Source organism: Oleiphilus sp. HI0080, assembly GCF_001635135.1.
Genome location: NZ_LWFU01000367.1, coordinates 1 through 12,506, shown reverse-complemented (window position 1 = coordinate 12,506; position 12,506 = coordinate 1). Strand labels below are relative to the sequence as shown.

The 12,506-nt window shown below is 45.4% G+C and carries 11 protein-coding genes and 1 pseudogene; 9 read left to right on the top strand and 3 right to left on the bottom strand.

Annotated features, from left to right (window positions below; genetic code table 11):
* The 7 genes from glmU to A3751_RS05560 all read left to right on the top strand — a co-directional run.
* The coding region (gene glmU / locus A3751_RS05590; protein WP_369821227.1) for a bifunctional UDP-N-acetylglucosamine diphosphorylase/glucosamine-1-phosphate N-acetyltransferase GlmU at positions 1-1,408 on the top strand (1,408 nt) is incomplete at its 5' end.
* Between the two features lie 38 nt (positions 1,409-1,446).
* Entirely contained in the window at positions 1,447-3,279 is a 1,833-nt protein-coding gene (gene glmS, locus A3751_RS05585; protein ID WP_068453218.1) for a glutamine--fructose-6-phosphate transaminase (isomerizing), read from the top strand.
* 798 nt (positions 3,280-4,077) lie between these two features.
* Complete coding sequence (locus tag A3751_RS05580) at positions 4,078-5,328, top strand: alginate export family protein (RefSeq protein WP_197466195.1); 1,251 nt, start codon at positions 4,078-4,080, stop codon at positions 5,326-5,328.
* 287 nt (positions 5,329-5,615) lie between these two features.
* Positions 5,616-6,992, top strand: a complete 1,377-nt coding sequence (locus tag A3751_RS05575) for a DEAD/DEAH box helicase (protein ID WP_082863071.1) — start codon at positions 5,616-5,618, stop codon at positions 6,990-6,992.
* Between the two features lie 319 nt (positions 6,993-7,311).
* Positions 7,312-8,994: a serine/threonine-protein kinase gene (locus tag A3751_RS05570; protein ID WP_156492273.1), complete on the top strand. Its 1,683-nt coding sequence runs from the start codon at positions 7,312-7,314 to the stop codon at positions 8,992-8,994.
* On the top strand, positions 8,994-9,788 hold the full coding sequence (locus A3751_RS05565; protein WP_068453214.1) for a PP2C family serine/threonine-protein phosphatase: 795 nt from the start codon (positions 8,994-8,996) through the stop codon (positions 9,786-9,788). Before A3751_RS05570 ends, A3751_RS05565 begins: the two co-directional genes overlap by 1 nt.
* A 30-nt stretch (positions 9,789-9,818) precedes the next feature.
* Positions 9,819-10,166 (top strand): FHA domain-containing protein, encoded by a 348-nt coding sequence (locus tag A3751_RS05560; RefSeq protein ID WP_068453213.1) that lies wholly within the window; start codon positions 9,819-9,821, stop codon positions 10,164-10,166.
* Between the two features lie 10 nt (positions 10,167-10,176).
* On the opposite strand, the gene A3751_RS05555 is transcribed toward A3751_RS05560, so the two are convergent.
* Complete coding sequence (locus tag A3751_RS05555; RefSeq protein ID WP_068453211.1) at positions 10,177-10,599, bottom strand: hypothetical protein; 423 nt, start codon at positions 10,597-10,599, stop codon at positions 10,177-10,179.
* A gap of 103 nt (positions 10,600-10,702) precedes the next feature.
* On the opposite strand from A3751_RS05555, the gene greB reads away from it, so the two are divergent.
* Positions 10,703-11,179 (top strand): transcription elongation factor GreB, encoded by a 477-nt coding sequence (gene greB, locus A3751_RS05550; protein WP_068453209.1) that lies wholly within the window; start codon positions 10,703-10,705, stop codon positions 11,177-11,179.
* A gap of 11 nt (positions 11,180-11,190) precedes the next feature.
* Here the strand turns inward: greB and A3751_RS05545 are convergent, their stop codons facing one another.
* On the bottom strand, positions 11,191-11,835 hold the full coding sequence (locus A3751_RS05545; RefSeq protein WP_068465066.1) for a hypothetical protein: 645 nt from the start codon (positions 11,833-11,835) through the stop codon (positions 11,191-11,193).
* Positions 11,836-12,008: 173 nt separating this feature from the next.
* On the opposite strand from A3751_RS05545, the gene A3751_RS05540 reads away from it, so the two are divergent.
* Positions 12,009-12,308 carry a hypothetical protein gene (locus A3751_RS05540; RefSeq protein ID WP_068453205.1) on the top strand — a complete coding sequence of 100 codons (300 nt, stop codon included), beginning with the start codon at positions 12,009-12,011 and terminating at the stop codon, positions 12,306-12,308.
* Here the strand turns inward: A3751_RS05540 and A3751_RS05535 are convergent.
* A pseudogene (locus A3751_RS05535) lies at positions 12,292-12,506 on the bottom strand (two-component sensor histidine kinase); the annotation flags it as partial. The gene A3751_RS05540 and the pseudogene A3751_RS05535 overlap by 17 nt on opposite strands.

Genomic DNA, 12,506 nt, shown 5'->3' with positions numbered 1-12,506 from the left:
GCGACTACAATTAAACAAAACGAGAGAATTGGAACGAGATATGGATTTTCACATTATCGTCTTAGCTGCGGGTAAAGGCTCCCGTATGAAGTCTGATAAGCCTAAGGTATTGCATACACTTGCTGGCAAACCAATGCTCACACACGTATTAGAGACCGCACTTGCACTGAATCCAGATAGAATTCACGTTGTTATTGGTCACGGTGCAGATCAATTACGTGCCCATTATCAACAGTTTGAGTACCCACTAAATTGGGTTGAACAACATGAGCAACTAGGAACGGGCCACGCCGTGGCGCAGGTTCTGCCACATTTAAATGACGGCTCAAAAGTCCTTGTTCTCTATGGAGATGTTCCTCTAATTGCCAATGACTCTTTAAATGAGTTGATCGGGCTCGCAGATCAAGAAACCTTAGCTCTATTGACCATGGATGTTGAAGACCCAACTGGTTATGGTCGAATCGTACGCAATGTCGCTGATGAACTTGTTGCAATCGTCGAGCAAAAAGACGCCAACGAAGAACAATTGGCTATTCAAGAAATCAATACCGGTTTTATGGCTGCGACGTCCGACAACTTAAAGCAGTGGTTACCGCGACTAAGTTCAGACAATGCACAAGGCGAATATTACTTAACAGATCTCGTTGCGTTGGCAGTGAGTGATGGCAAAGAAGTAGAGTCCTGCTCACCCTCATCGCCAGAAGAAGTACAAGGTGTTAATGATCGACTGCAGCTTTGTGAACTGGAATGCTGGTTCCAGTCACAGTACGGTGAGCGTTTACTGCGCGACGGGGTGAGTCTATTTGATCCGAATCGTATCGACATTCGTGGCGAGCTCGTGTGTGGCAAGGATGTGACAATCGACTTAAATTGCGTTTTTATTGGGCGTGTCACCTTGGCTGATGGAGTTTACATTGGGCCAAATTGCATTATTACCAATAGTTCTATCGGCGAAAATACGACTGTTAACTCGCACAGCGTTATCGAAGAGAGCCAAGTTGACGGGCATTGTAATATTGGACCTTTTGCACGGCTAAGACCAGGTACTGCTCTTGCAGAGAATGCGAAAATCGGAAATTTTGTTGAAACCAAAAAGGCGAACATCGGTAGTGGATCCAAAGTGAATCACCTGAGCTATATCGGTGATGCTGAAATTGGCGACGACGTTAATATTGGCGCGGGCACGATCACTTGTAACTATGATGGTGTAAATAAATACCAAACCAAACTTGAGAATGACGTCTTCATAGGCTCCAATTCGTCGTTGGTAGCTCCAATTGTCGTCAAACAAGGTGCGACCGTAGGCGCCGGCTCAGTTGTTACAAAAGATGTTGATGCGCAGCAATTAGCCGTAGCCCGCGGAAAACAGGTGAATATCTCTAATTGGAAGAAGCTGACTAAGAAGTAATTTAAAGATCACGGATCGATTTGTAGTAGGGGAAAAGTATGTGTGGGATTGTGGGTGCGATTGCACAGAGAGATGTGGCAAATATTTTAATAGAAGGCTTACGTCGACTAGAATATAGAGGTTATGACTCTGCAGGTTTAGCAGTGCTCTCGAAGACCGGAGAGTTCCAGCGTGTACGCCGCGTTGGGAAGGTTCAAGCTCTAGCTGATGCGTTGGTTTCGGAGCCCTGCCTTGGAGGGATCGGCATTGCACATACACGATGGGCTACGCATGGTGAACCAAACGAGGCTAACGCACACCCTCACAGCTCCTCTTCTGAAATTACCGTCGTCCATAACGGCATTATCGAAAACTATCTTGAACTTCGCGATCATCTGAAGACCCTTGGGTACACCTTTTCCTCCGACACAGATACCGAAGTCATTGCACATCTCCTCCATCACGAACGCCAGCAAAGTAAGAGTCTCTTAGACGCTTTTCAGAAGACCATTCAACAGCTTGATGGGGCTTATGGCGCAGTTGCAATGGAGACGAGTGATCCCGATAGGCTTGTTGCAGCGCGTTCGGGCAGCCCTTTGGTCATTGGCTATGGCATTGGCGAAAACTTCCTTGCATCCGATCAGCTTGCTCTTTTACCTGTCACCAACCGATTTGCCTTTCTAGAAGAAGGGGATATTGCAGAAGTTACTCGTCACGAGGTCAGGATATATGACCATACCAACCAGCCCGTAGAACGAACAGTTACCGAGTCAGACATTACGCATGATGCAGGCGACAAAGGTCAATTCAAGCATTACATGCTTAAAGAAATACATGAACAACCTATTGCCTTAAAAAACACGCTTGTCGGTCGGGTAGATAATGGCGAGGTTCTTAGCGATGCATTTGGCGAGAATGCGGATAACATTTTGAGCGGTATTGATCACGTACAAATTATCGCATGCGGCACGAGTTATCATGCCGGTATGGTTGCTCGTTATTGGTTTGAGCAATATACCGGAGTGTCTTGCAACGTCGAGATTGCTTCTGAATTTCGTTATCGAAAATCTGTTGTGTTTCCAAACTCATTGATCGTCACAATTTCTCAATCCGGAGAGACTGCAGATACGTTAGCCGCTTTACGACTAGCAAAAGAGTTAGGGTATAAGGCGAGCCTGACCATTTGTAATGTCCCCGGATCTTCTTTAGTGAGAGAGTCTGATCTTGCCTATATGATGCGTGCCGGTGTTGAGATAGGTGTAGCATCCACGAAAGCGTTTACCGTTCAGTTGGCCGGTCTTCTGTTGCTTGTTGCGGCAATAGGAAAGCACAAGACATTGAGCAAAAAAGATGAAGATAGAATCGTATCTTCTCTGCTTGCCTTGCCGGCTAAGGTAGAGCAGGCATTAGATATGAGCTCGTCCATCAAAGATCTAGCAGAGGACTTTGCGGATAAACACCACAGTCTCTTCCTTGGCCGAGGAGAGCAATACCCTATCGCGATGGAGGGGGCGCTCAAGCTAAAGGAAATCTCTTATATTCATGCGGAAGCCTATGCGGCAGGTGAATTGAAGCATGGGCCACTAGCGCTGATTGACGCTGATATGCCGGTTATCGTAGTCGCACCAGGTAACGAATTGCTTGAAAAGCTTCATTCGAATGTCGAAGAAGTTCGTGCTCGCGGCGGTCTAATGTATGTTTTTGCTGACAAAGCCGCCAAGTTTGAAAGTGATTCGACGATGAGCGTTTTGGATGTACCTCATTGCGATGAATTTGTGGCACCTATACTCTACTCCGTCCCATTACAATTATTGAGCTACTACGTTGCTCTGATCAAGGGAACGGACGTAGACCAACCACGAAATCTAGCTAAATCTGTCACGGTCGAATAGCAGCGGACGACGACGTTAGCGGTCGCGAAGGACTTGTTAGACCTGCACCTTACCTATGCGAATTTGGGAGGGTAAGAGGTGTCCATTCTTTATATGCCGCGTAGCATGACGGTGGAATACATGACGGTGGTATACGTTGTAACGACATATCCGGCTGTTTGCGAAAAGTAACCAACGTGGAATAGGCCAGATAATGACTCCTATGTTCCTGCTCAAGCATTAGGAACTTAGCGCGAGCATCGAATGCGCCTGGTATAAAACTTTCTCTGTATTTGTTGTTCTCGTGGCACTGAGCCGCATCGAACAGCCGTTCTTGCGTATGCGTGTTTTCGATATGGACTGATGTTTTGAATCCCCGGTTGTGTTCGTACTTACTCCTGTGTTCGTAAATTGTGCGAACTTGTTTTGTTGCTCCGCTATGAGGCATAACGCCAGCCTAACTCGTCGCACCTCACTTAATAAATCCTTTTAAATTCAATGTCTTAAAATTTTGGTCTGCTTTGTGCTTAATAGCATTTGAAGATTAAGACAGTGGAATTACAGCGTAGTGAATTCACTGTCCGAATAGCAGAAATATCAGCAAAGACGCTCATTTCACTCCTTGATTTTATATCGGGGGGCGGAATGAGTTTTTTTTTGCATCAAAAAAGTCGATCAGCAATCGCTTAGTCACTTAGGAGTTTTTCGCTTTTGATCGATTTAACGCACCACTACTAGAAGTTGCGAAAGAGGTCCTGAAGGTATGGAGCGACAGGCCGCTTAGATGTTCGTTGTTAAAATACTATTGGAGATAGTTTTATGAATCTAAAGATGAGTGTTAATTCAAATAGCTTGGCTCGATCAACAAGTATCGCGCTTGCCATTATGTGCGGTGCTTCGATGAATGTTGCGAATGCCTCTCTAAAAGAGAGCATTCAAGAAGCTGTTGACGGGGGGAAGGCATACGGCGATTTCCGACTACGCTATGAGACTGTAGATCAAGACAACTCTCTTAAAGATGCCAAGGGACTTACATTGCGCACGCGTTTTGGCTTTACAACTGCGAGCGTTGAGGGCTTGTCTGCAGGGCTAGAGTTTGAAGACTCACGACAGGTATTGGGAATCGATGAATACAACGATACGAATGGCAAAAATGCAGGGGTGTATTCTGTCATCGCAGACCCCGAGACGACGGAAGTCGATCAGGCGTTTCTAAAGTACAAGCGCGGTATTGCAACCGCCACGATTGGGCGCCAAGTATTAACACTGGATAATCATCGCTTTGTGGGCCACGTTGGCTGGCGTCAAGATCGGCAAACCTTTGATGCGTTTAGAGTGGAAGCAGGTTTTACAGATCAATTCACAGGTCAGTACGCTTACTTGGTGAAGCGAAACCGTATTTTTGGAGAAGAGAAGGACATCGATTCTAAAGATCATTTGCTTAACTTAGCCTACTCGACAGATTTGGGTAAGCTTAGTGCTTATGCATATCTATTAGAGGTGGACCAAAACATCGACAATAGTCTCGATACGTATGGTTTAAGGTTTGCTGGTAAAAAGCCTGCGTCAGAGGATGTGACTATTCTATATGCCGCTGAATATGCCACGCAGGAAAAATCTGAAGCAGGTTCCGCTGATCTAGACGCTGATTATCTGGCCCTTGAACTTGGCGCATCTGTTAGTGGAATTACCGCGAAGCTTGGTTTCGAGTCGCTGGGCTCAGACGAGGGAAATTATGGTTTCTCGACACCCTTGGCTACCTTGCATAAGTTCAATGGCTGGGCTGACCAATTTCTAGGCACGCCTGATCAGGGGCTTGAAGATTTGTATGTGAGTGTAGGAACGAAGGTCTCGGGTATTAAGCTTGCTGCTATTTATCATGATTTTTCTGCCGACGTGAGCAATGGAGGTTCTGATGATCTTGGTACGGAAGTTGATCTGCTTGCCGCTAAGAAATTCAATGATACCTATTCGGGTGGTTTGAAGTATGCAATGTACTCGGCAGGAGATGCGGCTTTTGGCAAAGTCGATACTGACAAGGCCTGGGTTTGGGTTTCAGCCAAATTCTAATCAGGGTTGCTATGCGGGCTAATCCCTAGCTCATAATTAATACGTTTTGAGATAAAAAGCTGCTTTAGCAGCTTTTTATCTACCTATCCCGACCTGGGAAGATGGATCATAAAAAAACAATCTGTCATCGAAGAGCGCAATGAATTCTCCTCAAATGCTTCTACGAGTTTCTAATCGATAAAAGTACCGTATCGCGCCAACACTCTATATACTGCGCAGAAATTGCTCTCCTCCGATTTCCCTCAATTGTAATCGGAACCTTTGCTTACCTAACTAAGAGATCGCCAATGAGCTTTGATACCCTAGGTCTATCGACAAGAATTCTTGAAGCTGTTGCGAAGCAGGGCTACGACACTCCGACTCCGATACAAGAACAGGCAATACCGGCCATTTTAAACGGTCACGATGTGATGGCGGCAGCGCAAACGGGTACCGGTAAAACAGCAGGTTTTACCCTTCCATTGCTAGAAAAACTGTCTGGCGGAAAAGGTCCAAGAGCGAATCATGTTCGCGCTTTGGTTTTAACACCAACCCGGGAATTGGCAGCGCAAGTGAGTGACAGCGTGATGACATACGGGTCAAACCTCCCTTTGCGATCGGCTGTCGTGTTTGGTGGAGTTAATATCAACCCCCAAATGCAAAAGCTTCGCAAAGGTGTCGATATTCTAGTTGCAACGCCGGGGCGTTTACTGGATCTGCACTCTAAAAATGCGGTTAAGCTTGATCAGGTTGAAGTGTTCGTTCTTGATGAAGCAGATCGTATGCTTGATATGGGCTTTATTAATGACATTAAAAAAGTCATCGCGTTATTGCCTAAGCGTCGTCAAAATTTGCTCTTCTCGGCGACGTTCTCTGAGGACATTCGAAATCTCGCGAAGGGGCTTATTAACAACCCTATCGAAATTTCTGTCACGCCAAAGAATACCGCTGCCAAGACAGTTGACCAGCTCATTGTTCCCGTCGACAAAGGTCAAAAATCTGCGTTGCTTATAAAACTCATCAAGGAGCACAAGTGGTATCAGGTGCTAGTGTTCTGCAGAACAAAACACGGTGCAAATAAGCTGTCACATCAGTTAGTTAAGTCGGGTATTACGTCGGCTCCTATCCATGGCAATAAGAGTCAAGGTGCGCGAACACGCGCTTTGGCAGATTTTAAAAAGGGCGATGTACAAGTGTTAGTCGCCACGGATATAGCCGCGCGAGGAATTGATATTGACCAACTTCCCCAAGTCGTTAACTTTGATTTACCGCATGTCGCTGAAGACTATGTGCATCGTATAGGGAGAACCGGAAGAGCTGGCGCTGAAGGCAAAGCAGTCTCTTTAGTCTGTGCAGCCGAGTATAAGGAGTTAACGGGAATTGAGCGTTTGATTCAGCAGGTATTGCCGCGAGAGATCGTGCCTGGGTTTGAGCCCAAAGAGCGTTTGGGCGCGTCACCTGCTAAACCAAAACCGCTGAAGCCAAAAAGACCGAAGAAAAAAAATCCAAATAAAAATGAACATCATGACGGGCCTCGGTCGGACAAGGCGAGCGCCAAGAAAAGTCATAATAATGAAAGTGTTTGGAAAACCTCTGGCGACTCTTCTGTTAAACCACAAGAAAATAAGCCGAGGCGTCGAAGAAGGCCCTCAAAAAGCACTCAAACAGCCAAGGATCCGCGCTAAATCCATCTCAGCGCTGTTTTATGCGCTGGGACTTTTGGTGATCACAGCAAGTTAAGGGCGCGAGTATGATGTCACGCGCATCACTAACGTGCGCCAACGCACAGCCAAACAAACCGTTACAAGTAGCGGCTCTTTCTTTGCAATACCTCTTCTAAAGCCAATCTAAAGTTAAAGCATAAACGATGAAAAGACGCGAACTCCGAACACAGCACTGCTGATCGGAGCGCAATAGTCACTTCTATGCGAGCATGCTTTGAGTAACACGCCAGTTAAATCTAAATTTAAACAGCTTATTGCTTTGATCTACGAGTTGTATTCGGTGAATACCCTGGTTTTGATCGCAGCGGTTTTTCTTGCGCTTGTTCCAGAGCGGCCTCAGTGGGTTCAGCAACTGGATGATTCATTGTATGCAGCAGTCGCAACTTCAGATCAGCTTGTGTTGCTTAAAAACGAACAGGCGATTCAGAAAAGTCACGTCTACGACCAGATGGGCCTCAATGATATCGCAGGGTCGTTAGCGAGCATTTTTAATGGCGATGCATTTCATTTTAATCATACGCGTGATGAGCTGACCCCAATGGCATTTGCTCTCGTCGAGCGGTTTGTCATGGTGCTGATCGTTCTTGTGTTGATTCGGGGTTTACCCAAGGTTCCAGAAGAGCGCTCATTAAAAATTGTGTTTGGGATAGCGTGCAGCACTATGTTCATCGAAGTAGCGCTACTTCGATTTGCTAACCTTTGGATGCCAATGGGTGCAGCTAGTCAGTTTTTGATTGGTGCTTACTTCATTATGCTCTTGCAGTTAAAACACGAAATGAATATCCAGGACATTCGAAAGCAACTGCACAACACGTCTTTAGACTATATACGGGATATTTCGAATACCGATAGCAGTGAAAAAACCCTGCGCCTCCTCAAGCAATGCAAACCATGCGCCGATACCTATGAGCTTGCGTATTCCTTTGCCCGTGATCAACAGAACAAGCGTCTACATCTGTTGGCTGCACAGGCCTACCAAATTATCTATGACAATCACCGCGGTTTTAAAGACGTTGCGCAACGCTTAGCCGATATCAAAGCGGCAACCAAACTGAACAACAGCGCCAGCCATGGGACTCTAGTGCCTCTTGACGCTACTAAGGTTGTTGAAAGAAATATTATTCTTCCAAAGCTTGGGCGATATCAAATGATTAGGGAGCTTGGCCGTGGCGCGATGGGAGTAGTCTATCTTGGTGAAGATCCAAGAATCGCCAGAAAAGTAGCGATTAAAACACTGCCTTATAGCCAGTTTCCACAGGATCAATTGCAAGAGCTCAGGGAGCGCTTTTGTCGGGAGGCGAAGGCAGCTGGGAGACTAAGCCATCCAAATATTGTGACGGTTTATGATGTCGGTGAAGAGCGAGAGCTTGCTTATATCGCCATGGATTATGTTGACGGGGCTGCGCTTGATGCGCATTGCAGACAAGATAAATTATTACCAGTTGTTACCGTATACAGCATCGTATTGCAGGTAGCGGAAGCGCTTAGCTATGCGCATCAAAACCAGATCATCCATCGTGATATCAAGCCTTCCAACCTTTTATATAACGCTGATACCAATCAGGTGAAAGTGTCGGATTTTGGCATCGCTCGGATGTCTGACGAATCTAAAACGAAGACCGGCCAAGTGATGGGTAGTCCAGTTTACATGGCGCCAGAACAGCTTAAGGGGGCTAAGGTTAGCGGTGCTGCTGATATCTTCAGTTTGGGCGCAACTTTTTACCAACTTCTTACAGGCACTACTCCATTTAAGGCAGATTCGTTGCCCGAACTCACGATAAAAATTATGAGCAAGAAACACAAAAGCGTCCGTGAGTTACGTTCGGATTTGCCGGCTAGTGCGGTTCGAATTACCAATAGAGCACTAAACAAAGATCCCGCCAAACGATTTGCGAATGCAGAAGAAATGGCAAGCCATTTACGCAAAGCGCTCTCTAATGATTTTAACGCAAGGGTGGCCTAATGTTGCTTACCAGCAAATGTTTGCGAAGACACAAGGTTGTTGGATTGAGCCATCCGGGTGCTATCCGAAGCAATAACGAGGATGTCATCAACTGGTGGTACGAGCCACAACAGGGGCTCACCTTCGCTCTTGTTGCCGACGGCATGGGTGGTCATGAAGGCGGTGCGGAAGCGAGTCTTCTAGCATCCGAGAGGATAAGAAAGCGCACAAATAGTTTAACGCATGATTTTTCTGGCGACATGGAGCGGCTAAAAGTACTGATGATTTCTGCTTTGGAAGATGCGAATGCTGAACTTCTTAAGGCGCAAGAAGCGAATGAAAACATGAGTAAGATGGGGACGACGATTGTTTTTGTTGCGGTTTTTAATCATCAGTTAGTGGTGCTCCATGTTGGTGATTCACGGTGTTATTTACTAGGTCGAGAAAAGCGCTATTTCGACCAATTAACCAGAGATGATAGTGTCGTTCAGGCTATGCTAGATGAAGGGTTGATAACCGAGCAAGACGCCTCGACGGTGCCGTATCGTAATCGTTTGACCAATGCACTAGGTATGAAAGCAGCCCTCGAATATAGCGTGTCGGTAAGAAAGATTGATCTAGAAGATGTGGTGTTGCTGTGTACCGACGGATTCTATCAAGCTGTCGATCTCTCCCATGTTTCTGATTTCGTTCAGAGTAACGGCTGCACACAAGCAGCGGCGCAATCTCTGTTGGAAATAAGTTTGAACAACAATACGAATGATAATACCTCCTTAGTCCTAATAGCCTCTGAGGCTGATGCTAGTGAGGTTTGAGAACGAAACGAATGAACAGGAGAAAGAACCATGGCACTACTAGCCCAGATTATTGATGACGTTGTAGCAACCAGATTCGAACTTGATAAACCAAAGATCATGATCGGCCGTCACCCTGAATGTGATATTCAAATTACGGATACGGCAGTGAGTGGTCGACATGCCTTAATAGAAGTGGAAAAGAATGATTTTCTCGAAGGCGTTTATGATATTTTTATCTCAGATAATGGCAGCACCAATGGGTCGTTTGTAAATGACGAGCCGATAACCAGTCGAAGAAGACTAAGCAACAATGATGTTATTCGACTTGCCTGGAATTCCTTTTGTTTTATTGATGAGCAAGAGAATGACATGGAAAAGACTGCTTACGCGCTTTGATTCTCTGTAGTTAGGGTCGTTCAACGGTTGTCATATTATTGTCCAGTATTCGACCTGTTGGCTCTGAGTATTGTGGAGGCTCAAAAAGTACCGGCTGTGGAAGCTTGATTTCCAAAGGTTCATCGAACGCGTCCTGTTGCTGTAGCTTATCTTGTAATTCCGCCGCCTTCGATATGCCCTCTTCGGCAGCTTGCTTTCGATACGCAGGACGTTGCTCTGCATCTCCAAGGTCTCTGAGCGCATTGGGGATAGCAGCATTGGCGAGCTCGCTATTATTCGCATCTTGGAGAGTAAGATCTTCAAGGTTGGATTTCTCAATACTTACTTCGTTAATGACCCCTGCTTCCCATGCCTCAAAGCTGAGATTTTCATTGCAAAAGCCAGCTTGAGTGGCGAGCGTACAGAGTGTCAAAAGCGATAGTTGATAAAGCATGCAAACATTTTCAGTGATCGTTAAAGTTTCTATTTGAGCACGTTGTCTTTCAATTTAAAATCGACTAACACTAAAATGAAGCCCCAAATACAAGATCAATTTCATGAAGACGCCTCTTATTACAGCCGAAGGTTATCAATCCTTAAAAGACGAGCTTGAGCATCTTTGGCGTGTTAAGCGCCCTGAGGTCACTAAAAAAGTAAATTGGGCTGCCTCTTTGGGGGACCGCTCAGAGAACGCTGATTACCAGTACAACAAAAAACTGCTTCGCGAGATTGATCGCAGAGTCCGTTATCTGTCAAAACGCATTGAAGATTTAAGAGTTGTCGAATACTCGCCAGAACAAGATGGCAAAGTATTTTTTGGCGCTTGGGTAGAAGTTGAAGGTGAGGATGGACAGGAATTGAAATTCCGAATCGTCGGGCCTGATGAAATCTACGACAATAAAGGCGTCATTTCGATCGACTCGCCAATGGCTCGCGCTTTGTTATCGAAAAGCGTCGATGATGAGGTCGAGGTACGAACGCAACAAGGCAGCAGTGTTTGGTGCGTCGTTGATATTTCTTACCAAACTAAATAGATAGTCGTTATTTATTCATCGGCAACGTACTTCCAGCCCTCTTTTGCCATTAAGCAAAAACGATAAGAACCAGAGAGCATGATTACGTTGTTATCAAAGATGCTAACAGACAGTGAGCGGCACTCATTATTGGGTTGGTCTGCAACTGGCTTTGAATCAAAGGGTGTCGCAACCACTTGTAAATCACTTTTGGGATAAGTAAACGTCACTGGGTGTCCGTTTTCACCTGTTTCTAAGACAGAGAATAGATCGTTCTTAATCTCGGCGCGCTGAGCGTCATTGAGTCTACCTAAAGGCGCTTCAATTTTGCGCCATTGATCGTTTGATTTACATACATTCCATACAGCACTTTGATAGCGGCGCTGATTGGCTGCTCTCACCGCAAATTTGATGCTTCTACACTCTTCATTTTGATAGCTGTAATCAACGAGTACTTTAATCAAAGCTTGAGAGCCTTTTTTGCTTTTCCATTTAGACTTTTCGAGTGGTTTTTGATTATCCAATGTTTCAATAATGAACGTACGTAATTCGTTGCGCTCTGCTTCTGTTAAGTTTCCGATGCTGGTGCTGGATAGAAACGAAAAGTTTGACGCATTGGCTAGCATGGAAGATAAGATTGCAGTGAATAATAGGCACAAACAAAAGAAAGAGCGCATCGAATATCCTAGGACTGTAAAAACATGTGTGGTTTTGGTGAAAGTATAGCGTGAAGTGCTTAGCATGTAAGCAAGCTTTTCTATCCGACGAAAAGCACTAAATTTAGGTTGAAGCACCTATTTAAAAACCTTATTGTTCTCGAGAATAATCAGCACCAATTTGGTAGGCAATCATGAGTAAAAATATAGAAAAGTTTGGTGAGTTGGCTCTTCAACAAGTCGATAGCCTTGGTTTTCAGTTGGATCAACTAGGTATTGAAAACAGTGTAAATCGTCACAACCTAATGGCAGTGGTTTTTGCGGGCCAGAAGCGTTTTGAAGGCGAATTAGATAGCGTGAAAGCGCGTGTTGGAAGCACTAAGGCAAATGTAGAATCAACCATTGATGCTGCAGAACAGCTTGCTAAAAGTGGCTTGAAGCTTCTTGCTTTTCCAGCGACGTACACTATCGAGCGCTTCAAGCAGTTTGCGTAGACGACTTCTGAGAGGCCTTTAGATTCTCCGGCCGTTCCAATTTTGGAGCGGCTTCTTTCTTTTTAATCAGTGGAAGATTTAAGGTGACAACCAAGCCTGGGTTATTGTCGCCAAGCATGATTTTTCCCTGATGCAGTTCCACAACCGCTTGAACGAGGCTCAGTCCTAAACCGTTTCCTGGTAAAGAGCGACTCTTCG

Excerpts from the sequence above, each read along its gene's own strand:
- greB (WP_068453209.1), top strand. The coding sequence starts at position 10,703 with ATGAAGACGCCTCTTATTACAGCCGAAGGTTATCAATCCTTAAAAGAC.
- A3751_RS05575 (WP_082863071.1), top strand. The coding sequence starts at position 5,616 with ATGAGCTTTGATACCCTAGGTCTATCGACAAGAATTCTTGAAGCTGTT.
- A3751_RS05560 (WP_068453213.1), top strand. The coding sequence starts at position 9,819 with ATGGCACTACTAGCCCAGATTATTGATGACGTTGTAGCAACCAGATTC.
- A3751_RS05580 (WP_197466195.1), top strand. The coding sequence starts at position 4,078 with ATGAATCTAAAGATGAGTGTTAATTCAAATAGCTTGGCTCGATCAACA.
- glmS (WP_068453218.1), top strand. The coding sequence starts at position 1,447 with ATGTGTGGGATTGTGGGTGCGATTGCACAGAGAGATGTGGCAAATATT.
- A3751_RS05565 (WP_068453214.1), top strand. The coding sequence starts at position 8,994 with ATGTTGCTTACCAGCAAATGTTTGCGAAGACACAAGGTTGTTGGATTG.
- A3751_RS05545 (WP_068465066.1), bottom strand. The coding sequence starts at position 11,835 with ATGCGCTCTTTCTTTTGTTTGTGCCTATTATTCACTGCAATCTTATCT.
- A3751_RS05555 (WP_068453211.1), bottom strand. The coding sequence starts at position 10,599 with ATGCTTTATCAACTATCGCTTTTGACACTCTGTACGCTCGCCACTCAA.
- A3751_RS05540 (WP_068453205.1), top strand. The coding sequence starts at position 12,009 with ATGAGTAAAAATATAGAAAAGTTTGGTGAGTTGGCTCTTCAACAAGTC.